Origin of the sequence: Nonomuraea sp. NPDC052129 (assembly GCF_040680095.1) — a bacterium.
GTDB lineage: Bacteria > Actinomycetota > Actinomycetes > Streptosporangiales > Streptosporangiaceae > Nonomuraea.
In genome coordinates this window covers 321,337-342,065 of the sequence record NZ_JBFAVX010000003.1, presented here as the reverse complement: position 1 = coordinate 342,065, position 20,729 = coordinate 321,337, and the positions used below count along the sequence as shown (strand labels likewise).

The 20,729-nt window shown below is 65.7% G+C and carries 21 protein-coding genes and 1 pseudogene; 9 read left to right on the top strand and 13 right to left on the bottom strand.

Annotated features, from left to right (window positions below):
* Positions 1 to 115: 115 nt before the first annotated feature.
* Entirely contained in the window at positions 116 to 679 is a 564-nt protein-coding gene (locus AB0L53_RS09635; RefSeq protein WP_363992478.1) for a YdeI/OmpD-associated family protein, read from the bottom strand.
* Positions 679 to 1,305 carry a TetR/AcrR family transcriptional regulator gene (locus AB0L53_RS09630; protein ID WP_363992476.1) on the bottom strand — a complete coding sequence of 209 codons (627 nt, stop codon included), beginning with the start codon at positions 1,303 to 1,305 and terminating at the stop codon, positions 679 to 681. Before AB0L53_RS09630 ends, AB0L53_RS09635 begins: the two co-directional genes overlap by 1 nt.
* A gap of 113 nt (positions 1,306 to 1,418) precedes the next feature.
* Between AB0L53_RS09630 and AB0L53_RS09625 the strand changes: the two genes are divergently transcribed.
* Both AB0L53_RS09625 and AB0L53_RS09620 read left to right on the top strand, forming a co-directional pair.
* Positions 1,419 to 2,417 (top strand): NADPH:quinone oxidoreductase family protein, encoded by a 999-nt coding sequence (locus AB0L53_RS09625; RefSeq protein ID WP_363992475.1) that lies wholly within the window; start codon positions 1,419 to 1,421, stop codon positions 2,415 to 2,417.
* A gap of 77 nt (positions 2,418 to 2,494) precedes the next feature.
* Complete coding sequence (locus AB0L53_RS09620; RefSeq protein ID WP_363992473.1) at positions 2,495 to 3,214, top strand: SDR family NAD(P)-dependent oxidoreductase; 720 nt, start codon at positions 2,495 to 2,497, stop codon at positions 3,212 to 3,214.
* 129 nt (positions 3,215 to 3,343) lie between these two features.
* Here AB0L53_RS09620 and AB0L53_RS09615 read toward each other — a convergent pair whose 3' ends face one another.
* Positions 3,344 to 3,715 carry an MmcQ/YjbR family DNA-binding protein gene (locus AB0L53_RS09615; protein WP_363992471.1) on the bottom strand — a complete coding sequence of 124 codons (372 nt, stop codon included), beginning with the start codon at positions 3,713 to 3,715 and terminating at the stop codon, positions 3,344 to 3,346.
* A gap of 115 nt (positions 3,716 to 3,830) precedes the next feature.
* Here AB0L53_RS09615 and AB0L53_RS09610 point away from each other — a divergent pair, with 115 nt between their 5' ends.
* Positions 3,831 to 4,373: a winged helix-turn-helix domain-containing protein gene (locus tag AB0L53_RS09610; protein ID WP_363992469.1), complete on the top strand. Its 543-nt coding sequence runs from the start codon at positions 3,831 to 3,833 to the stop codon at positions 4,371 to 4,373.
* Positions 4,298 to 4,909, top strand: a complete 612-nt coding sequence (locus AB0L53_RS09605) for a transposase (RefSeq protein ID WP_363992467.1) — start codon at positions 4,298 to 4,300, stop codon at positions 4,907 to 4,909. Before AB0L53_RS09610 ends, AB0L53_RS09605 begins: the two co-directional genes overlap by 76 nt.
* Before the next feature lie 92 nt (positions 4,910 to 5,001).
* Here AB0L53_RS09605 and AB0L53_RS09600 read toward each other — a convergent pair whose 3' ends face one another.
* Both AB0L53_RS09600 and AB0L53_RS09595 read right to left on the bottom strand, forming a co-directional pair.
* Positions 5,002 to 5,895 carry a hypothetical protein gene (locus AB0L53_RS09600; RefSeq protein ID WP_363992465.1) on the bottom strand — a complete coding sequence of 298 codons (894 nt, stop codon included), beginning with the start codon at positions 5,893 to 5,895 and terminating at the stop codon, positions 5,002 to 5,004.
* Positions 5,896 to 6,084: 189 nt separating this feature from the next.
* The gene (locus AB0L53_RS09595; RefSeq protein WP_363992463.1) at positions 6,085 to 6,768 is read right to left on the bottom strand and encodes a carboxymuconolactone decarboxylase family protein; all 684 of its coding nucleotides are present in this window, start codon (positions 6,766 to 6,768) and stop codon (positions 6,085 to 6,087) included.
* A 75-nt stretch (positions 6,769 to 6,843) separates the two neighbouring features.
* Between AB0L53_RS09595 and AB0L53_RS09590 the strand changes: the two genes are divergently transcribed.
* Positions 6,844 to 7,485 carry a TetR/AcrR family transcriptional regulator gene (locus tag AB0L53_RS09590; RefSeq protein WP_363992461.1) on the top strand — a complete coding sequence of 214 codons (642 nt, stop codon included), beginning with the start codon at positions 6,844 to 6,846 and terminating at the stop codon, positions 7,483 to 7,485.
* A 67-nt stretch (positions 7,486 to 7,552) separates the two neighbouring features.
* On the opposite strand, the gene AB0L53_RS09585 is transcribed toward AB0L53_RS09590, so the two are convergent.
* Positions 7,553 to 8,410 (bottom strand): NAD(P)H-binding protein, encoded by an 858-nt coding sequence (locus AB0L53_RS09585; protein WP_363992460.1) that lies wholly within the window; start codon positions 8,408 to 8,410, stop codon positions 7,553 to 7,555.
* Positions 8,411 to 8,740: 330 nt separating this feature from the next.
* Between AB0L53_RS09585 and AB0L53_RS09580 the strand changes: the two genes are divergently transcribed.
* Both AB0L53_RS09580 and AB0L53_RS09575 read left to right on the top strand, forming a co-directional pair.
* Positions 8,741 to 9,646: a S41 family peptidase gene (locus AB0L53_RS09580; protein ID WP_363992458.1), complete on the top strand. Its 906-nt coding sequence runs from the start codon at positions 8,741 to 8,743 to the stop codon at positions 9,644 to 9,646.
* A 98-nt stretch (positions 9,647 to 9,744) separates the two neighbouring features.
* Complete coding sequence (locus AB0L53_RS09575; RefSeq protein ID WP_363992457.1) at positions 9,745 to 10,143, top strand: tyrosine-type recombinase/integrase; 399 nt, start codon at positions 9,745 to 9,747, stop codon at positions 10,141 to 10,143.
* Between the two features lie 464 nt (positions 10,144 to 10,607).
* Here AB0L53_RS09575 and lepB read toward each other — a convergent pair whose 3' ends face one another.
* The 7 genes and pseudogenes from lepB to AB0L53_RS09540 all read right to left on the bottom strand — a co-directional run bounded on the left by lepB (position 10,608) and on the right by AB0L53_RS09540 (position 17,762).
* Complete coding sequence (lepB, locus tag AB0L53_RS09570) at positions 10,608 to 11,117, bottom strand: signal peptidase I (RefSeq protein WP_363992456.1); 510 nt, start codon at positions 11,115 to 11,117, stop codon at positions 10,608 to 10,610.
* Between the two features lie 69 nt (positions 11,118 to 11,186).
* Complete coding sequence (locus tag AB0L53_RS09565; protein WP_363992455.1) at positions 11,187 to 11,540, bottom strand: helix-turn-helix domain-containing protein; 354 nt, start codon at positions 11,538 to 11,540, stop codon at positions 11,187 to 11,189.
* Positions 11,456 to 11,686: a helix-turn-helix domain-containing protein gene (locus tag AB0L53_RS09560; protein ID WP_363992454.1), complete on the bottom strand. Its 231-nt coding sequence runs from the start codon at positions 11,684 to 11,686 to the stop codon at positions 11,456 to 11,458. Before AB0L53_RS09560 ends, AB0L53_RS09565 begins: the two co-directional genes overlap by 85 nt.
* A gap of 53 nt (positions 11,687 to 11,739) precedes the next feature.
* Positions 11,740 to 12,512 (bottom strand): annotated as a pseudogene (locus AB0L53_RS09555) (transposase family protein).
* Positions 12,513 to 13,598: 1,086 nt separating this feature from the next.
* The gene (locus AB0L53_RS09550; protein ID WP_363992452.1) at positions 13,599 to 16,877 is read right to left on the bottom strand and encodes a tetratricopeptide repeat protein; all 3,279 of its coding nucleotides are present in this window, start codon (positions 16,875 to 16,877) and stop codon (positions 13,599 to 13,601) included.
* A 109-nt stretch (positions 16,878 to 16,986) separates the two neighbouring features.
* On the bottom strand, positions 16,987 to 17,394 hold the full coding sequence (locus AB0L53_RS09545) for a hypothetical protein (RefSeq protein ID WP_363992450.1): 408 nt from the start codon (positions 17,392 to 17,394) through the stop codon (positions 16,987 to 16,989).
* 98 nt (positions 17,395 to 17,492) lie between these two features.
* Positions 17,493 to 17,762: a hypothetical protein gene (locus tag AB0L53_RS09540; protein WP_363992448.1), complete on the bottom strand. Its 270-nt coding sequence runs from the start codon at positions 17,760 to 17,762 to the stop codon at positions 17,493 to 17,495.
* Between the two features lie 904 nt (positions 17,763 to 18,666).
* Between AB0L53_RS09540 and AB0L53_RS09535 the strand changes: the two genes are divergently transcribed.
* Both AB0L53_RS09535 and AB0L53_RS09530 read left to right on the top strand, forming a co-directional pair.
* Positions 18,667 to 19,218: a hypothetical protein gene (locus tag AB0L53_RS09535; RefSeq protein WP_363992446.1), complete on the top strand. Its 552-nt coding sequence runs from the start codon at positions 18,667 to 18,669 to the stop codon at positions 19,216 to 19,218.
* 394 nt (positions 19,219 to 19,612) lie between these two features.
* Positions 19,613 to 20,719 carry a site-specific integrase gene (locus tag AB0L53_RS09530; RefSeq protein WP_363992444.1) on the top strand — a complete coding sequence of 369 codons (1,107 nt, stop codon included), beginning with the start codon at positions 19,613 to 19,615 and terminating at the stop codon, positions 20,717 to 20,719.
* Positions 20,720 to 20,729 lie beyond the last annotated feature (10 nt).

The following is a 20,729-nucleotide window of genomic DNA, read 5'->3' as shown; positions in this document are numbered from 1 at the left end:
GGTCGTGCAGCGGCCCGCTCAGGCCCGGCTCGCCCTCAGAGCGGTCTCTCAGGGCCGCGCTTCCCTCGCTTGGGCAGCAACTCGCCGTGGTGCCGGCAACCGTTGCTGGGCAGCGTCAGGGGTAGATCTTCTTCTGCTCGGCCAGCATTGCGACGTACTGCTCGATACGACGTGCCCGAGTCTCGGGTTTCTTGGCGTCCTGCACGCGGTAGAGCACCGCGTAACGATTGCGGCTGTCCAGCGTCGCGAAGAATTCCTGCGCGGCGGGATTCTGAGCCAGGGCGCGCGCCAGATCTTCGGGCACGGTGGCGGTCCGAGGTCCGTCGTATGCAGCGTCCCAGCGGCCGTCCTCTTTCGCGCGTTGGATCTCCAGCAGGCCCGCAGGCCTCATCCGACCCTGGTCGATCAGCGCGGTGACCTTGTCGCGGTTGACCTTCGACCATTTGCTCCTCGGCCTGCGCGGAGTGAAGCGCTGCAGCCAGTGGTCATCGTCGAACTTGGCCTTTTGCCCATCGATCCAACCGAAGCACAGTGCCACGTCAAGCGCCTCGGCATAGGTCAGCGACTGGACGCCCGCCACCTTCTTGTCGAGCTTGAGCCAGATTCCGGACGAGGAGGCATGGCGGTCGGCGAGCCATGCCTCGAATGCCGCGGCCGACGGGAACGAGCGAGTTTCCACTAGATCACCTGCTGTGATGGCGCGGACGTGAGGGTGTCCCAGGCGGCCATCGCGCAGGCGATGACCGTTTCCAGTTCGGCGCGGGTGGCGCCGTCGCGGGCTTGTATGGAGAGGCCCTGTACCACGGTGGTGTAGTAGCGGGCGATGGCGTCGAGGCTGGTGGGTGGTGCGGTGAGGTCGCCGTCGGTGATGCCGCGGGCGAGCCGGTCTTTGACGGTGGTGAACTGGTCGTGCCGGCGGTCGGCGAGGAATTCTCGGACCGCGTGGTTTTCCACGGCGCCGGTCGGCGCGGCGAGGATGAGCATGCAGTAGTGCGGGGCGTCGGGGCGAGTGATCTCATCGGCGGTGGCGCGCAGCATGGCGTGGATCGCGGCGCGTGTGGTCGGTTGTTCGCGTAGCGCGCGCCTGGGCGGCTCGCCTGAGGTCGCGCCGTAGAGCGCCATGACCTTGCGGAACAGGTCTTCCTTACTGCCGAAGCAGGCGTAGATGCTGGCCGAGGCGATTCCCATGACCTGGGCCAGGTCGTTGAGCGAGGTGCCCTCGTAGCCCCGTTCCCAGAACAGGTCCAGCGCCTGGCGCAGGGCGGTGTCCGGGTCGAACGTGCGCGGCCTGCCGCGAGCAGCCATCGGGATGTGCCTCCGTACTTGTTTGTCGTTCGATCAAGTTTACCTTGACCTGCGTCGTACGGGCGTGCCACGATTTATTTGCTGTTCGATAAACAAAAAGGAAGTCGATCGTCATGAGCATTCCCGCGACCATGCGCGCCCTGGAGCAGACGTCACTGAACGGCCCGCAGGACCTGCGCCTGATCACCGACGCGCCGGTACCGAGCCCGGGCCCGGGCGAGGTCCTGATCCGGGTCACCGCCGCCGGCGTCAACTTCGTCGACATCTCGCAGGCCCGCGGCACGTTCGCGGGCGGCCCGCGGCCGCCGTACCTGGCGGGCATCGACGGCGCCGGTGAGGTCACCGCCGTCGGCGAGGGGGTTACCGGCCTGGAGCCCGGCGCCCACATCATCGGCGGCGACGTCACAGGCGGCGCCTTCGCCGAGTACATGGTGCTGCCCGCGGCCGGCGCGGTGCCCGTGCCGGCGGGCTGGGCCGATGAGCAGGCGCTCGGCCTGGTCGTGAACTGGCCGACCGCGCTGGCGGCGCTCAAGCCGCTGGGCCAGATCGCCGCCGGGCAGACCGTGCTCATCCACGCCGCGGCCGGCGGAACCGGCCAGGCCGCGGTGAAGATGGCCAAACACTACGGCGCGACGGTGATCGCCACGGCCTCGCCAGGCAAGCACGAGGTGGTACAGGCGCAAGGCGCCGACCACGTCATCGACTCCCGCGACACCGACATCGCCGCCGAGGTCCTGCGACTGACCGGCGGCGCGGGCGCCGACCTGGTGCTGGAGTCGGTCGGCGGCGCCACCCTCGACGCCAGCCTGGCCGCGGCCAAGCGGGTCACCGGCCGGGTCGTCGTCTATGGCCTGGCCGGCGGCGAAGCCGCGATCACCAACTGGGAACTGGTCTACAAACACCAGATCCACCTCATCGGCCTGAACATCGGCACCCTGATCCAGGCCGCACCACAGATCTTCGGCGAAGTCATGGGCGAGATGTCTGGCCTCCTCGCCGCCGGGGTGCTCGGCCCCGGCCGGCCGACCGTCTACGAGCTGGCCGAAGGGCCGAAAGCGCTCGCGGAACTGGAAGCGCGGGCAACCGTGGGAAAGCTGGCACTGCGGCCCTGAACAGACCGTGCCGCCAGGCGGCTTCTGCCGATGGCAGGTTCGCGCCCGATCACACCGAAATGACAGGAGCGACAGGCATGACCATGAAAGACAAGACGGTTCTCGTGACCGGGGCCAACCGCGGCCTTGGGCAGGCGCTGGCAGCCGAAGCCCTGGCCAGAGGCGCCAGGCGGGTGTATGGCGGCACCCGCCAGCCGCTGGCCCACCCAGACGACCGAGTGACGCCCCTGAGCCTGGACATCACCAGCACGGCGCAGATCCAAGCGGCTGCCGATCAGGTCGAGCCACTGGACATGTTGATCAACAACGCCGGCATCGCGCTGCCCGATGACCTGACCGACCCCGCCGTACTCGAACGCCATCTGGCCGTCAACCTCTTCGGGACCTACGCCGTGACCCAGGCCTTCCTGCCCGCGGTGACCCGCTCCCGCGGGGCCATCGTCAACGTCCTCTCAATGAACTCTCTCGCTGCCTTGCCGTTCATACTCCCGGCCTATTCCGTCTCAAAGGCGGCCGCGTTCTCCTTGACCCAGTCGCTTCGCGCTCATGTGGCCGGGCAGGGGGTAAGGGTGCACGCCGTCCTGCCCGGCCCGGTGGACACCGATATGGTCCGCGGCTTCGACATACCAAAGGCGTCCCCGGAATCGGTGGCGCTGGCCGTCTTCGACGCGATCGACAATGGGGAGGAGGAGATATTCCCCGATCGCGCCTCAGCGCCCATGGCTGCTCTCTGGCGCGATAGCGCAACCAAGGTGCTCGAGCGCCAGTTCGCGCAACTAGCACCCGTCAGCTCGTGAGCACTCGTAAGCCCTCGTAGGCCCTCGTAGGCCCTCGTGAGCAAGAGGAAGCTCTCGGCCCCGGCCAGGCAATCACGCTCGCCGAGGTGTGGATCAAGGAGCTCGCCAGCCCGTCGGTGTTCCGGCGGACTACCGGTCGGGTGTCAGCTTGTCCCGTTCAGCCCTGGTCAGGCGGGCCACGACCGGGTCGTAGGAGTGATCGATCAGGTCGAGAAGTTCGTCGTCGGGCACGGAGCCGTCGAGCGTGATCGTGTTCCAGTGCCGCTTGTTGAGGTGGTAGCCCGCGGTGATCGCGGCATACCGGCCACGCAGACCGACCGCGAGATCCGGGTCGCATTTGAGGCTGATGCTGCCGGGGAGCGAGCCCAGCACGACCAGCGCGAACATCTTGCCGGCGACTTTGAACACCGCCACCTCGTCGCCGAACGGGTAGTCCTCCACCGATCCTGGCTGGGCGCCACACGCCGCGATCATCCGGTCACGTCGGGAGCTGTGCACCATCGCGTACTCACCTGCCATCCTCTAGCGCCGCGGCCGGTGCCAGTACAGTACACAGAATGAACTCGTAGAGTCGTAGCGTCATGACTGTCTGCTGTCTGTGGTGGATGCCGGAGTCATGAGGTACGGGCAGAGGGGCGGGTACACCCCCGCCGAGCAGGAGCGACGGGAGCGGTTACGGCTCCAGACCGCCCAGCGGTTCGAGGACGGGGAGTCCACCCGGGACATCGCGCGGGAGTTACGGGTCAGTGAGCGGTCGGTCGGCCGCTGGCGCGCGGCCTGGCAGCGGGGCGGCATCGATGCACTGCGATCGCAAGGTCCCGTCTCGCGGGAGAAGCTGACCGCCGCGCAGTGGGCGCGGCTGGAAGCCGAACTGGCCCGGGGACCGCTAACACACGGGTTCGCCGACGACCAGCGCTGGACGCTGGCCCGGATCAAGACGCTGATCGGCCGGCTCTTCCACCTCGGGTACACCATCGAGGGGGTCGGCAAGCTGCTGCACCGGCACGGCTGGTCGGTGCAGGTGCCGGTGCAACGCGCGCTGGAGCGCGACGAAGAGGCGATCACCGCCTGGAAAGAACAGGTGTGGCCGGCCGTAAAGCCACCGCGGCGGACCTGGGCGCCTACCTCTGCTTCGAAGACGAGGCAGGTCAGGGGCTGAGGCCACCCAAAGGACGAACCTGGGCACCACGCGGCGCCCGCCCGAGGGTGACCGTCCGGGGCAGACGCGTCGGCCGGGTCAACATGGCCGGCGTGCTCTGCTTCCGGCCCGGCCAGCGCCCGCATCTGTTCTACAAGCTGCTCATCTACCACGGCCGCAAAGGCGAGCCGAAGAGCTTCACCTGGAGCGACTACCGCGACCTGATCATCTCCACCCACCTGCATCTTGGCGCCCCGCTCGTGTGGTGCTGGGACAATCTCAACATCCACCTGGCCACGGAAAAGACCGAGTTCGCGCAGGCCAACGCCGACTGGCTGCGCATCTATCAGTTCCCCACCTACGCCCCCGAACTGAACCCGGCCGAGGGCATCTGGTCCCTGCTCCGCCGGGGCATGGCCAACTTCGTCGTCGCCGACCTGCCCGGACTCGTCCGAATCGTCAAACGCAAACTCAAGAAGATCCAGTACCGGCCGCACCTGCTCGACGGCTGTCTCGCCCAGACCGGCCTGACGATCGAATACCCCTTGAACACATGACCGACCCTACGAATTCAGCCTGTGTAGTCGTCGCTGAGACTCACCGAGCATCCCGCCATCGGCCGGTATTCATCATCGCGCTGTGCAGCAGTTCACCCCCACACGAAGTCCAATATCGACCCCGCGATGAAGAGGATCAGCGCCGCCCATTTCACCGGATCACCGGTTGCCTGCCGCCCGAGGAGAAACAGGCCCCATGAACTCAGGACCCGTACAGCGGCCACGGTCAGACGCAAATGGGCGTCGATTCGGGCCCGCCGATATTGCAGGATCATCGCAAAGGAGCTGCCGGCGACGAAAATGGCGAACCCCAAGACTGTCGTGATGACCAGTTGCAGGTAAAAGAAGGAGACGGCAATCCCCGCCGCACCGACCGCAACCATTCCAGGAATGATGCTGCCGGACAGACCACCATCGGTGCTGTACCTACGGTGTTGCACGGCCAGGAAAGAATTCGCCTGGTCCGACAAGTCGAGTCGGCGAGCGACCTCCTGTACGGCTTCCATTTCGATGAACGCAGCCTGACCAGGGCATATGCGGTCGTCGTGCTGCTCGCTACACGGGCATGCCACCCTCATTCGGGTGCTCGTCCGTGCGACGAATTCCTCGACGTTGGCAACCGATAGCAGCGGCGGCACCGCCACCGGTGGAGACTCGGAGAACCGATACCCCTTTATATGAGGAATGACAAATCCATTGATCGGAATGGCACCCGGGGCAATGGGTGCCTCGATCGCCGCGCCCAGGATCGTTTTGGCAAGCTGTTTCGGTAGATGGTCGTACTTCGCAAACTTCCGAATCTCGCGAAGTAATTCGCGTTGTCGCGTCGCCCGTTTGTGGGCTCTCCGCCACCGCGCGCGACCCACAAGATCGAGTGCGACCGCCAATCCGGCGAGAAACTGGAGCAGCTTTCCCGATTTGGCCAACCACCACGCCGCCGGATGCTCACCCGATGCCTGCGACAGTCCGTAGAGGAGGGTGGACACGACATTGACCGTACCCAGACGTACGCACCGCGCTTCTTGATCTGCCAAGCAATGAGGTCGAAGAGCATCTTTTCCGGCACCGTCAGTGCGGCATGGCCGCCGGCCGGCTTGGTGAGGTGGAGGGCATCGACCTCACACTGAGGTTCCTCGTCAGCAAGCGCCGTACAGCCCTCCCCGCGACCTCTCACTTCAGACCCGGGCGGCGCCGAGTTCGGCGAGCAGGGCGTCGAGCACGTGCATGGCGCGCCATGCCTTGGTCATGCCGAACTGCGCGGAGAACCGTACGACGGCACGGGCCTCCTCCGGCGTGGCGCCAGCGGCGAGGGCGCGCGTCAGGTGGGCGCGGAAGCTCTCCTCCAGGGTCTGGAAGAGCACGTCGACGGTCATCGTGATGAACGCGCGCTCACGGACCGACAGCAGTCGCATGCCGGCGCGCATCCGCGACTGGAGGTCCATGTAGATGCCGAACGGTGCATCAAGGGCGGCCACGGCCTGCCGCATCGACTCGGGGAGCGGGCTGCCCGTGCCGTTGGCGTTCACCTCGTGGCCCTGGCCGGCGGGGGCGGGCAGGGCGTGCTCCCGTTCCAGGTCGGTCAGGCAGGCGAGCGCCGCAAGGGCGGCGGGATAGCCACTGTCGTAGGCGACGAAGCGGAGCATTTCGCGCAGGTCGTCGGCCGACAAACCGTAGTCCGCCGCCATCATCACGTGCTGCTGGAAGGGCAGGCCGAGGGTCTGCTGGCAGACGTCGGCCGTGAGGCACAGCAGGACCTTCTCGCGCGCGGTCAGCTCCGGGCTCTCGTCCCAGAGCAGGCGGTCGGTGGCGGCGCTCATCTCGGCGAATACCGGGTCCAGCGCCTTTACCTGGTTGACCATGGGGAATCCTCCCTATGTGAACGACTGTAGTGCTACGACTGTAGCGCTAAAGGCGTTCGCCTACAATGGGCCGCTATGGACACGACCCCCTCCGCTCCGGCCAGCCCTTCCGGTGGCAGGCGGGGCCGCAACCCGCGCGGCCAGGGCGAGCGGCTGCGCGAGGACATCATCGGCGCCGCCCTGCGACTGCTGGACGAACACGGCGACGACCAGGCCTTGTCCATGCGCGCGGTGGCCCGGGAGGTCGGCGTCGCGGCGACCTCTGTGTACATTCACTTCGCCGACCGGGACGCGCTCGTCCTGGCCGCGCTGGAGAAGTTCCATCGCGAGCTCTTGGAGGCCGTCGATCAGGCGGAGACCGGTGCCGCCGATCCGGCGGGGAAGCTGCGTGCCCGCGTCCTGCTGCTGGGCAGGTGGGTCCAACGGCACCCCGGCCTGTACAAGGTGCTGCACGAGAGCACGCTCAACCAGCGGGCGGCCATGTCGTTCAAGCAGGAGCTGGCCGAGCGCACCACCGCCGCGGTGCAGCGGTGCATGGACGCCGGGCTCGCCCCGACCGACGACGCCGCAGCGGTCTCACTGGACCTGAGGGCGGCGGTTCACGGGACCGTGTCGATGCGGGTCAATCAGCCCGATCTGCCATGGCCGCCGCTGGAGGAGCAGGTCGATCGTTTCCTGACCAAGCTTGTCGGCCTCACACTCGCCACTGAGCGGTGACCGGAACGACCGCGGCCCTGGGTCGAGCACACGGAATACAGAGTGCTGCTGAAGTGCACGGGTCATCTCACCGGAAGTCGCGTGCGTGGTCGAGCGCCCATTCGTCGAATGTGATCGCCGAACGGCCCAGGACTTCCTCGACGGTGGGCTCCGAAGGCGAGTTTCCGGCAGCAGCATCGTCGAGGAACCGCAGCACCGCTTCGGCTTCCCCCGCCAACATGAATTGCGAGAACTGTCGCATCGCGGCATCGCGGGACAACTCCCGCACCGGGATCTCCCTGCCCACGGCGCGGCCGATCGCGGCGACCTGGTCACGCTGGGAGATCCGAGCCGGGCCGGTGAGCAGCCCGCTCACAGCCCGTGTGGTGGCATCGGTCAGCGCCGCGCAGACGACGGCGGCGACATCCCGCTCGTGGATCGGAGCGGTCAGCGCATCCGGCTGGTACAGCGCCACACTTCCGTTGGCCCGGATCTGGTACGCCCAGCCCAGAGCGTTGGTGGCGAGCACGAGCGGACGGACCGGCACCATCAGCACGTCCGAGGCGACGGCAAACGCGGCCTCGACCTCACGATGCTTCTCAGCGATGGCGTTGCCTGCCGAGGAGGGGTGGATCACGCTCCCTGAGGACATCAGCACGATGCGCTCCAACCCGGCGGCACGGGCGGCCCCGATGACACCGTGGACGCTCTGGTGGTTGGCATAGAGGAACACCTGCCTGGCACCCTCGAACGCTGGGAGAAGACTGGCCCGGTCGGTCAGGTCCGCGGCGAACACCTCGACGCCGTCCGGGAACTGACCGGGCGCCGGACGGCGGGCGGACGCGCGGACGGGGACGCCTTCGGCCAGCAGCCGCTTCATGACGAACTTGCCGATGCTCCCGCGCGCTCCCATGACCAGGGTGGGCTTGCGATGAAGGCTTGCCATGACGGGCTCCCATGCACGCAGTGACTACGCGCCACGGAGACCCTGATCGGCCGACGGGGCGTTCCGACGCAGCACCCCGATACTGAAGAGCATAACTCCGTGATCAGGGTGGCAGAGGTCTCCGCCACTGCCCCGCCCCGGTCCAGCGAGGGCATCGCCGGGCTGCGGATGGTCCAGGGGTGAAGAGCGACCGCTGACGCGACGGGTAGGCGAGCGCCGCGAACCGCTCAGCCTCCTCAGGAGGTGGCAAGTGTGAAGGCTGATCACGCATACCGGAGGGTTTCTCAACGTCTTTGACGCTTTCGTCAGGGCAGTGATCTACTCCCTGCCATGACGACTCTGACGAACCTTCAGCCCGCCCCTGTCATCGACGAGACAGCCCGACTGCTGACCGAGCACTACGTTTTCCCTGAGATAGCCGAGCAGCTCGCCGACCTGCTACAACGACGCCTCGCCCAGGGCGCCTATGACGTCGACGGTGCCGAGGAACTCGCCCGTCTGGTCACTGCGGACCTGCAGTCCGTCAACAACGACAAACACCTGAGACTGAAGCACCATGTCGAGCCGGTGCCCCCCAAGCAGGGCGCGGCAACCCTGGACTCCATCCGCCGGGACTTCGACACCTCGCTGGGCGGTGCGCCCCGGGTGGAGTTGCTCAAGGGAGGGGTCGCCGTGGTGGAGCTGGCGCCGATGCTGTTTCCGCTGGAGTGGGCCGCCGAACCGCTGAGCGCCGCGCTCACCCTGGCCTCCCGCGCCCAGGCGCTGATCGTGGACCTTCGCAACAACCGGGGCGGCGACCCGGACACCGTCGCCTTCGTCTGCAGTTACCTCCTGGACGAGCGCACCCACCTCAACACCATGTACTGGCGCAGCGGCGAGCGCAGCGAGCAGTCCTGGAGCCTGCCGCACGTTCCCGGCGCGCGTTTCGGCGGCAGCAAGCCGGTGTACGTGTTGTCCAGTGACAGCACCTTCTCCGCCGCTGAGGAACTGGCCTACGACCTGCAACAGCTCGGCCGCGCCGTTGTCGTCGGCGAGCGCACCCGCGGCGGCGCACACCCGTGCGAGGGCTGGACCGTCCACCCCCACCTGGAAACCACCGTCCCCATCGGCCGCGCCATCAACCCCGTCTCTGGCGCGAACTGGGAGGGCACCGGCGTGCAGCCGGACGTCCCTTGCGCTGCCGCGGAATCCCTCGACCAGGCACACGCACTGGCCCTCGCCCGACTGGCAGGCTGACGCAGTCCAGCTCATCGACGGTGCGGTACCAAACGTCGTTCGTGATCAAGGCGGCTGGAGCTCCGGGCCTGGTTACCAGACCGCGCTGAGGTCGGACCATGGCGATCTCGACGATCCGTACCACGGGGTCCATCCGGCTGTACCTCAAACCGCCTATGAGCAGGCGGCCTGCACTTTATCCGGCGGCTCTACCGCTCGGACTGCGTGGTCGAGCACCAATCCGACCGGCTGCGCGCTCCCGTGTCAGCTCACTTTTCCCGATCCTGATCAAGCGCAACAACGCCCAGAACCCGAATACCCCGCTGCCCAAAGCCCGCCTCCACGATCTGCGCCATATTCACGCGACGACCCTGCTCCTGGCGGGCGTTCCCGTCCACATCGTCGCGGCCCGGCTCGGCCACGCCGACCCCTCAATCACTCTCCGGGTCTACGCCCACGTGATCCGCGCAGCAGAAGCCTCCGCAGCCGACGTCTTCGCCCAAGCGATCAACGAGTGAGGGCCCCCTGTTAGCAGCGGTGTTAGCAAGATCCCGAGATTGTCCTGACAAACACAAAGGCCCGTTCCAGGTTTTCCCTGGTAACGGGCCCTGATGCTGTGTGCGGCCGGAGGTACTCGAAACCCCAACCTTCTGATCCGCAGGGAAGGGCAGACGACTTGTCGAGCATCTTTCCGTTGGCCTGAGCAGCAGGCTTGGACCGCTGCCGTACGGTTGAGTCTGGCGGCGTTGCTGTACCGGTTGCTGTACAGCGCCCTCAACCCTCGGAATCTGTGGCAAGGACCGACGAAGTCGGTTCGCGACAGCTGCCGAGGATGGTGAAGGGCCTGCTCATGCGGCGGCAGGCCCAGCGGGTGTGTCTTATTGGGAGCTTCCTCTCATCCGCCACCACTCTCCGCAAACCCATCCTGACCAGCGCCGTCACGATGAAAGAGCTCACAGTTTGACGGCGAGCCTGGCGGAGCCTATGGCTCCTCCCAATCCTCCACCACGGCGATGACGTCCTTGCGCTCGATGGTGCCACCGCCAGCCTTGTCCCTCTGGGCCCGGGAATCGAGAGAAACACGCCGGTTGTCGCTCATGATCCAGATGCGGTCCTGCGGCACCTGGATGTCGAACCACCGGTCCGAGGCCGGACCGCGCGTCACGAACGGCTCGTCCAGCGGAGCGCCGTTCACCTGAAGCCGTGCCTTTGGGTCATCGCAGCACGCCACCCTGTCTCCCGGCACGCCGATAGCCCGCGAGATGTAGGTGTTACCCGGGGTGAGTTGGGACCAGTCACCAGGCGCGCGATAGACGACGATGTCGCCGCGGCGTGGGACGTAGTCGTCATCGGTCCGCCGCGCCGACACACGCGCGCCCTTCTTGATGGTCGGCTCCATGGACTCGCTCGACAAGGTGAGGGTGAGCCTGCCGAGGGCCTTGTCGACGGGCTCGCAACCAGCGGCTGGCACCAGGAACAGGAGCAGGGACAAGACGGTCAGGCGTTGACGGATCACCAAGGCATTGTCCACAGAGGAGCGATCGGTTCCGTCATAAAGGGATCACGGTCTCATCACCGGACGGAGCTGGCCTGTGGTGCGCCGCACCACCCCAGCCGTACATCGTCCCCGGCCTGGACACGAAGCGCCTGGACAAGCTGACCGTCCGCGACGTACAGACCTGGCTGAACACCCTTCCCACCCTCTGCACCTAGCGTTGCGGTTGACCTCGCAGCTGATGGTGGACGGGCTGCGGCCCATCTCAGCGGCGACCGATCGGACCGACCGGCCCTCCCGCAGCAGATCGGCGACCACGATCCGATCATCGATCGTCAGGAACCGGCCCGAGGACGGCGTAGGGCGGGAGGCTGTCGTGGTGCCTTCCGCCCGGCCTGACTCGCCCGGCCGTGCCGCCATCGGTGGCCCGTCCGCCGGTTGATCCCGACGATCCGACACGCTTCTGCGGTACTTACTCCCTGAGCCACAAGATCCAAATATGTCCTGCGCTCAGCGTGGAGTGTCTTCCGCCCCTGCGGCGACCGAACCTGCCGGATCTCGAACACTGCAACCCCTGAGTGGATCAGATATTGCAGCGATCACTGAACCCATTTCAACCTCACGCGGTCTGGGCGACGCGATGCTTTTGAAGGACGGCAATGGCCTTACAGAGGTGGCCGGCCTTGGATGGGCTGCAGCGTAGCTTGCGGAGAATCTTCCTGCTCTTCAACTGGGCGTTCGCGCGTTCGCCGGGTCCGCGAAGCTTGGCATGGGCGTGGTTGGCCCGCTTCTGGGGCTCGGGCTTGTCCTTGCCCTTGTATGGGGTGCGAACCGGGCCTTCGGTCCCTTGATACGCCTTATCTGCCAGGGTGACGATGCCCGCCTGCTCCAAGGCGCGCAGGATGCCCCAGATGCGGGCGGCGCTCAGGTCGTGAGCCTTGCCGGGCAGGGCTCCGGACGTCCACAGGATGGTGCCGTCCGGGGAGGCGATAACCTGCACGTTCATGCCGTGCACCCGGTGCTTGCCGGAGAAGTAGGGCCGGTCGGCTGCGATGCGGTCGGTGCGGATCAGCGTGCCGTCCAGCACCAGGTAGTGCAGCCCGTCCCGCTTGGCCTTCCGCAACGCCGCCGTGAGCTTGGGCGAGCGAGATGACAACAGTGCCACCGTCTCCTCACGTACCGCCATGCGGTTGCCGTCGACACCCCGAAACCGGCCGCGAGCTCGGTGTAGGTCTCGCCCTTGCGCAGGTAGACCAGCACCAGCAGGGCCTGCCGACCGGGGTTGAGCCGCCGCCAGATCGACCTCATGGACTTACGGTGACGCCGGATCACCCCGGCGACGTAGTTCAGGGTCTGATGCGACAAATCAACGGCAGCACGGTAAAACAGCACCTGAAGCTCCTGGTTGCGACGGTGTGGGTTGTGGTGATCAACCCGTCTACCAGGAGCTTCTGTACGTCACCGACCGAACACCGGCATCGCGATCACGCTGTGACCAGGGCGCTCGCCGGGGAGCCTGAAATGGGTTCACTGGAACCTAAGCCGAAGGGCCTTTGACACGCTGTGCGGCCGGAGGTACTCGAAACCCCAACCTTCTGATCCGTAGCAAGGTCAAAAGTGTCCACGTCTGTACGCGAGCAGCCGAAGTCCCTGCTTACGGCGCGGTCGAGCGAACGGAAAGCCCACAGCCGTCCAGGTCAGTCCAAGGTCGCTGTTAGCAGGTGCGTTAGCAAGATCACCACATGAGACGGTTGTCAACCGTAGTGCCAGAACGTAATAGCGCCAGACGGCGGCACGTGCGCGTGATCCACTAGCCAGATGGGGAGCGTGGTAACGAGTCTCGTCGCAATCCTGGGGACACTCTTGGGAGCCACCGCCACATATGTCTTCCAGACGCGGACCGCCAGGCAAGCACGCCAGTCCGCGCGGGAAGAACGACTGTGGCAGGAACGTCTGGCCGCATACAGCGCGTTCGCGGGCGCGCTTACGGACTTTCGGAAGAGCCAGAACGACCGATGGCACAGGGAACAGGAAGACTCACAGAGTGCTGCGTACGCTACGGCACGCGATGATTCCTACCGTCAGCGCGCCAACGCGACGGCTGCTCTCTTCAGGCTGCGACTGGTCACGACGAACCAGGAACTCGACGGCTTGGCACCGTTGGCGTTGAGGCTGACCGAGGAAATCCACGAAGCTACAGATGAACAGAATCGAACTGACCGCGGTCGAAAGGCCCGTCGGGCCCTTCTCGACTTTGCTCAGGCAGCGGCAGCTGATGTCCAGGAACTCGATGTGTAGCGATCTCGGACTGCCAACGGAACCGTCGCCACCTTGAGACCCTGCTTGCAAAAGAGAGCCGATCATGGCGGGGCCCGGTGGCGTGTAATCATGTAAGACAACGCCGCAGTCAGCGCTGCCCATCGCCTCAGTCGCCACCACACACCCCGCCTACGCGGCATTCAGGCGGGGTTCTCTGCCTCATTCTGGTGTCGCCGCCTTGCCGTGGCAGCGCTTGTACTTCCTCCCAGAACCGCACGAACAGGGCGCATTGCTTTTAAGATCCCCGTCCCCCTTTCGATGAGTGACCGATGCGAGTTTGGCCCGGAGCTCTCCTGCTGTACCTTGTGCAGCGCTCATCAGGTTACTGAATGCCTCGGGAAGTACGCTGAAAAGTAGGTGATAGTAGCTGATGGCCTCCTCAACGGCGAAAAGTCCCCCTGAAAGGTCTGCATCGCCCTTGTTGCATATCCATGCATATCCCCACAAGCTCCTCGCGAGATCCGGCAGATAGGCGCCCGGCTCCACCTCCGCCAACCGACGGTGAATGTCCACCGCCTCCCGAGAAGGCTCCAACGCCGCACGCTTCTCACCCGCCCCCGACAACCGGACCCCGAGATTGTTCAAGCTCCCCGCGAGCTCCCGCAGATAGGCGTCCGGCTCGACCTCCGCCAACCGACGGTAGATGTCCACCGCCTCCCGAGAAGGCTCCAACGCCGCACGCTTCTCACCCGCCCCCGACAACCAGATCCCGAGATTGTTCAAGCTCCCCGCGAGATTGGGCAGATAGGCGCCCGGCTCCACCTCCGCCAACCGACGGTAGATGTCCACCGCCTCCCGAGAAGGCACCAACGCCGCACGCTTCTCACCCACCCCCCACAACAACGCCCCGAGATTGTTCAAGCTCCCCGCGAGCTCCCGCAGATAGGCGTCCGGCTCGACCTCCGCCAACCGACGGTGAATGTCCACCGCCTCCCGCGTCGGCTCCAACGCCGCACGCTTCTCACCCACCTCCGACAACCGGATCCCGAGATTGTTCAAGCTCATCGCGAGATTGGGCAGATAAGCATCCGGCTCCACCTCCGCCAACCGACGGTGAATGTCCACCGCCTCCCGCGTCGGCTCCAACGCCGCACGCTTCTCACCCACCTCCGACAACCGGGTCCCAAGATTGTTCAAGCTCCCCGCGAGATTGGGCAGATAAGCATCCGGCTCCACCTCCGCCAACCGACGCCGGATGTCCACCGCCTCCCGCGTCGGCTCCAACGCCGCACGCCTGTCACCCACCCCCGACAACAACGCTCCCAGGTTGTTCAAGCTCCCCGCGAGATTGGGCAGATAGGCGCCCGGCTCCACCTCCGCCAACCGACGGTAGATGTCCACCGCCTCCCGCGTCGGCTCCAACGCCGCACGCTTCTCACCCACCCCCGACAACCGGACCCCGAGATTGTTCAAGCTCATCGCGAGATTGGGCAGATAGGCGCCCGGCTCCACCTCCGCCAACCGACGCCGGATGTCCACCGCCTCCCGCGTCGGCTCCAACGCCGCACGCTTCTCACCCACCCCCGACAACCAGATCCCGAGATTGTTCAAGCTCATCGCGAGATTGGGCAGATAAGCATCCGGCTCCACCTCCGCCAACCGACGGTAGATGTCCACCGCCTCCCGCGTCGGCTCCAACGCCGCACGCTTCTCACCCACCTCCGACAACCGGGTCCCAAGATTGTTCAAGCTCCCCGCGAGATTGGGCAGATAAGCATCCGGCTCCACCTCCGCCAACCGACGGTGAATGCCCACCGCCTCCCGCGTCGGCTCCAACGCCGCACGCCTGTCACCCACCTCCGACAACCGGGTCCCAAGATTGTTCAAGCTCCCCGCGAGATTGGGCAGATAGGCGCCCGGCTCCACCTCCGCCAACCGACGGTAGATGTCCACCGCCTCCCGCGTCGGCTCCAACGCCGCACGCCTGTCACCCACCCCCCACAACCGGATCCCCACCGCCGCTAGCCGGTAGGCGCGGGTGGCTGCAGATCCGCCGGTCGGCAGCTTCTCCAGCAGCTGAAGGGCGAGATCGCAGCTGGCCTGAAGCAGATCCGTGTTGTAGGACGGGAGCCCGTCATAGATGCGGGTGGCAAGCGCGTAGTCCGCGTGGTCGATGACGAGCCGGATAAGATCGGTGGTCGCATGCCGGGCCAGCACAGGCCGCGTGTACAACAGATTGAAGAGCAGGTTGCGGACGCAGGGATGACGGGCAGCGGCGGCGGTGAGTACGATCAGGCAGCGCCGTATGAGTGTTTGATGAACCCCTTCAGGAGCAGCCTCATCTCGACCGTCCAGGAGAGCGGTCAACATCTCGGTGGCGTCTACAGCATGCCGGCGGAGATAGGCGGCGATGAAGTCCTCACCGAACCGGTCAGGGCGCAGCGGAAGCAGGTGCTGGGCATCGCCCTCACGGGTGGGGTCGGCCCATGTGATCTTGGCCCTGTCCTGCCTATTGGGTGGATACATCTGCCGGTGCATCTCCAGCAGCACCCACGCGTGGGTGGGGTCAGTGGCAAGGTTGGCATGGCGCAACAGAGCACGGGCCTGGGCGGTGCTGTCCGCCGGGCCGAACACGGTGGCTAGGAAGACCAAGCGTTCAGTCAGCTCCACCGGCCACGGCTTGGGCGTCAACGCCTGCCAGTAGCGGCGTTCGTGACCGAGCAAGTAGTCCGATAGGCCCGAACGTTGTGGGGACGCGGTGCCCTCCTGCGCGGTGCAGACGGCGGCCAGAGCCGCCATATGCAAGGTCAGCACGGAGGCGTAGTCGGGGTGATCAAGGTCGGCCGGCACTTGCGGAAGAGGCCCCGCGAGGCCGAGGTGGTCGGCAAAAGTCTGGGCAGCCTGTTGGTAGGCCTGCGGCCGGTCCCTGGTGGAGGCGAAATCTCCCAACGGGATCGGGCTGGCCAGGTCAGCGCTGGTGCGGTCCAGCTGAGCGCGCACGTTTCCCCACAGTTGCTCCCCAGGGCGTGCCAGCAACAACAGCCGGAGCCTGCGACCGGGTAGATCCCAGACCAGGCCGTCGATCATCTGAGCCAACGTGGCCAGGTGCCATCGTTCGGCGTAGTCGGCCACCACCAACAGGGGCCGCTCATCTTCCAGGTCGACTAACCCGGCACCGGGGCGTAACCGCGGAGCCTTCTCCACCGCTTGGGCCACCGCCCATCCCTGAGCGTGTGACTCGGAGGCGAAATGCCCAGCCAACCGGGTCTTGCCCTGACCGCCCGCCGCATACAGCAAGATCACCGATAAGGGTTCGTCAAGGTCGTCACGCCACGCCCGCAAGGCTTCCTGCTCTGTCAGGCGCGGCCGATACGGAACCACCTCACGCTGTACGTCCAGCAGATAGCTCGGGCCGCGGCGGGAGCGCGGCAACCGCTGCGGCGGGGCCGGCTGCAGCATCTCCAACCGGTAATCAGGCCGATCCAACGCGATCAGCACGTCACCAGCCGTAGTACCGATCTGGATGTTGTGCCCGCCAATCAGCGAACCAGACACCCTCTGCCCGCCCGGCAGCACCCCCGTGCCGAGTGAGTCGGCGGGGACGGGATCAGCGGTCACGACGGATGTCCACATCCCTCGCGCGGCCGATCTGGATGTTGTCGCCCTGGATGGATCCACCCGAGACAACCTGACTGTCCTTCGCCTGCGCTGGCGGTGACACCGGCGGCATGGGGCTCATTGGCGCAGTCGGAGCTGTATTGAGAGAGCGGCGGGCCAACACGATGCCGTAGATCGTCAGCGGGAGACCCGCCACCGCCACTGCCACCGCGATGACGCTCGCCCATTTGTCGGCATCATCCAGCCCAGCCCGAAAGAGCAGCACGCCCACCGCCGTGCAACAAACCCCAGCCAACGCCCCGCCGAGCCACGCAAGCACCCGCCATCCGCGACCCATGTCCTCATGATGAACCAAAGCCCGAACCTCAGGAGCGATTACCAGATAAGACCCGATCATTACAGGTCAGTACAACCGACCGAATCATCACGCTACCGCCTGCGGCCAACCAAACGACTCGCTGGCAAGCGGACCCGGAGGGCAGGGCCAACGCGGCCTCACCCCGCTGTATCCCCCTCGGCAACGGGCGCCTCGTCGGGGCGCTGACGAATGGGCATGCCGTCCTCATGACAGAACGCCGACTCCTCCACACAATGGCGGAAGACCTCGGGGACGGAGTCGAGCACCCTCGGCCGCGGCCCGTCGCTGCCGTACAAGCTCATCACCACCTCGTGGTCGAAGCCACGGATATACGCACCCGCCGCGCTCGGCCCCGTTGGACTCGCCAGCCATACCGTGTCGGTGAACATCACCATCTCTAGCGTCACCCGGAGTCACCAAACCACCGCCGCCTACGCCCGCGCCGCTCGCATCGCCGGTGTCGACCGCGCCGACCTTTCACGACCAAGCACTCGTGAAAGGAGACGCACGTATGCCGCTTACTTGCCGAGACTGGCCGCCGATGCCCACCGTGTCGACATCGCTACGGACCAACTCATTGGCCAGGCAGGAGACCACGCAGACTTCGAACTGGCGCCGCATCGGCTTGCCAGGGGTGGCGCCTGTTGGCGATCACGTTCCGCCAGACCTTCGGCGCGAAGGAGACATTCACCTGCCGTCGCACGTTTGCCGAGGCCGTGGCACCCCAACGGCACGTCCGGCCATCAAGAATACGGATTGCAATTTGCCCGACACTTAAAGTAAGTGATATCACTTGTTACGAAAGTTCCAAGTCACAGGTATCCGCTGATGCAGCGACCCGCCCTTTGACCAGCCAAGTTGCGTTTCTCACCGGAATCTGTAGCGTGGGTGAAGCGGAATCCCGCATGCTCGCAACAGGATCTGATGAAAAGCCCTCGCCGTTCGCGGCGAGGGCTTTCTTGCGTTCCGAATCGATCCGCCTTCCACTTAGCCCCCTGCACTAGTGTGCCGGGGGCTTTGTCATGTCCGCACGCAAAGGAGTTTGTCACCGATGCTCACGCCCATCACGCAAGCGGTTCCTTGGCCGGTCCTGTTAGGGCTGGCTGCCCTATATGTCCTGAGCTATGCCCTGTGCATTGCTGCGATGTACAGCATCATCAAGGCAGCGATCCGCAAGGCGACCCCCGAGAACCTCCCGATGGTCATCCGTGAACTCACCAGACTCCGCCTTCCCGCTCTCCGACATGGCAGAGCCAAGCGCGTTTCAGCACGGCGACGGCGAGCAGCCGTGGGCAATCGGCGGAAGCGGTCATGAGCCTGGGTGCGCCCCGAGACCGGGCTGCCCGCCACCAGGCCCGACGTGTCTGGCCGTACGTCGCCGAGCAGTTCAACAAGTTGATCAGCAATCTGAGCGCCGAGGAGGCAATCGCCGTCGGCGCGCACTTCGCCCTGGGCGTCTCCTATATGAAGGTCGCCGCCTACCTCGGCATATCACCCAAACAGGCTCAGCGCCTCGCTTCCTGCGCGGTGCGGGAGATGCGGACCATGATCCGTACGCGCAACCTCCGCGTTCCAGTCGACGATGTCCTGGTTCCAGGCCACTTCACCGCAGCTCACGCTGCGGCTTGTCCTCTGATCACTTGGTTAGCCGAGGAATTCCACATCGAGATCGCCTTGGCTCCCTTCATCGCCTGGTCCCTGGAGTTGTTCGTCGGCAATGAAGTCCGTCCCTGCCAAGACTGCGGGGACCCGATGCTCTTCGACCTTGAGCGGGAACTGGGCCGTCCGCGCTATTACTGCTCCAACGCATGCCGCCAGAAGGCCTACCGCAGACGCCGTGTCCCAGCGGTGCGCCGCTCATGATCTACATACGCGGTGCCCTTCCAAAGTCAGCGATACTGTGCGTTGGCCACTGCCCGCTGGTGGTGGCCCACGTCATCGTCAGGCCGAGCTGCCCGGTGGCAAAGCCTGACAAGCAAGGGCCGCGACAGCCGATCGCTTCGACCACCTACAGTGAGAACGCTTCGCCCATTGATTCGCTTGCATGCATGCCGGCGGATCAGCCGCTTAAGAAGATCAGGTGCTCTGATCGCCCTATCCAGATTTCCTCAGATCTTACGTCCACGTCCGACGGACTCAAGGCCCTGGCTCAGGCGTTGGAAGGCCCCCTCCCGACGAGCAGCCCCGCAAGAAGAAGCCGCCCAAGCTGCGCGACGGCGTCGTCAAGCGCGGGAACACGTGGTCGTACGTCATCCGCGTGAAGAACCCCGAGACCGGCGAGAGCAAGCCCAGATGGGTCGGCGGCTTCGCCACCGAGGACGACGCCAAAGAAGCCCGTGACGAGGCGCGGGTCAAAGCCCGACGCGGGGAGTACGTGGACCGGAACACCATCACGGTGGGCCAGTACCTGGATGAGTGGATCGAGGCTCACGCGGTCGAGATCAAACCGAAGACCCTCAAGGACTACCGGAACATCATCGCGCTGTATATCAATCCCCACATCGGCGCTCTCCGGGTGCAGGCTGTACGCCCCTCGGCCGTGACGAAGCTGTACCGGGACCTGATGGCCCATGGTGGAAGGAGCGGCCGACCTCTGTCAGCTCGCACCATGGAGTACGTCCACGCCGTTCTCCGAAAGGCATTCAGAGACGCCGTGGAGGTAGACGAGATCCTTTCCTCGAGCCCCATCGAGAAGGCGAAGCGGCCACGCCGCGAGACCGACGAGCCTGGAGCGGTATGGACGACTGTCCAGCTCAAGTCCTTCCTCACCGCTGCTCGTGAGCACCGGCTGTGGGCCTTCTTCCACCTGGCCGCATACACAGGAGCTCGTCGCGGTGAGCTGCTGAACTTGCGCTGGTCAGACATTGATCTCGACGGCGCGCAACTCACGATCACCGGCTCGGCGGCCTTCATCGACGGCGAGCGCATCGAGGGAACCACGAAGAGCGGCCGGAAGCGCATAGTCAGCCTCGACGAACAGACGCTTCAGGTCCTCCGCAACCAGCGGAAGATGCAGGCAGAGGACAAGCTGAGAGTTGGGGCCGACTGGCGGGGCCGCGGCGAGTACGTGTTCACGACCGGCTGGGGTGAGCCGGTCCACCCGGACACTGTCAGCTCACTGTTCCCGATCCTGATCAAGCGCAACAACGCCCAGAACCCGAACACCCCACTGCCCAAAGCCCGCCTCCACGACCTCCGCCACATTCACGCGACGACCCTGCTCCTGGCGGGCGTTCCCGCCCACATCGTCGCGGCCCGGCTCGGCCACGCCGACCCCTCAATCACTCTCCGGGTCTACGCCCACGTGATCCGCGCAGCAGAAGCCTCCGCAGCCGACGTCTTCGCCCAAGCGATCAACGAGTGAGAGCCCCCTG

Bases quoted from the DNA above. Each gene is read 5' to 3' on its own strand.
- AB0L53_RS09630 (WP_363992476.1), bottom strand. From the start codon at position 1,305: ATGGCTGCTCGCGGCAGGCCGCGCACGTTCGACCCGGACACCGCCCTG.
- AB0L53_RS09585 (WP_363992460.1), bottom strand. From the start codon at position 8,410: ATGGCAAGCCTTCATCGCAAGCCCACCCTGGTCATGGGAGCGCGCGGG.
- AB0L53_RS09545 (WP_363992450.1), bottom strand. From the start codon at position 17,394: ATGATCGGGTCTTATCTGGTAATCGCTCCTGAGGTTCGGGCTTTGGTT.
- AB0L53_RS09610 (WP_363992469.1), top strand. From the start codon at position 3,831: ATGAGGTACGGGCAGAGGGGCGGGTACACCCCCGCCGAGCAGGAGCGA.
- AB0L53_RS09565 (WP_363992455.1), bottom strand. From the start codon at position 11,540: ATGGCGGCACGGCCGGGCGAGTCAGGCCGGGCGGAAGGCACCACGACA.
- AB0L53_RS09535 (WP_363992446.1), top strand. From the start codon at position 18,667: ATGAGCCTGGGTGCGCCCCGAGACCGGGCTGCCCGCCACCAGGCCCGA.
- AB0L53_RS09595 (WP_363992463.1), bottom strand. From the start codon at position 6,768: ATGGTCAACCAGGTAAAGGCGCTGGACCCGGTATTCGCCGAGATGAGC.
- AB0L53_RS09590 (WP_363992461.1), top strand. From the start codon at position 6,844: ATGGACACGACCCCCTCCGCTCCGGCCAGCCCTTCCGGTGGCAGGCGG.
- AB0L53_RS09620 (WP_363992473.1), top strand. From the start codon at position 2,495: ATGACCATGAAAGACAAGACGGTTCTCGTGACCGGGGCCAACCGCGGC.
- AB0L53_RS09580 (WP_363992458.1), top strand. From the start codon at position 8,741: ATGACGACTCTGACGAACCTTCAGCCCGCCCCTGTCATCGACGAGACA.
- AB0L53_RS09575 (WP_363992457.1), top strand. From the start codon at position 9,745: ATGGCGATCTCGACGATCCGTACCACGGGGTCCATCCGGCTGTACCTC.
- AB0L53_RS09615 (WP_363992471.1), bottom strand. From the start codon at position 3,715: ATGGTGCACAGCTCCCGACGTGACCGGATGATCGCGGCGTGTGGCGCC.
- AB0L53_RS09625 (WP_363992475.1), top strand. From the start codon at position 1,419: ATGAGCATTCCCGCGACCATGCGCGCCCTGGAGCAGACGTCACTGAAC.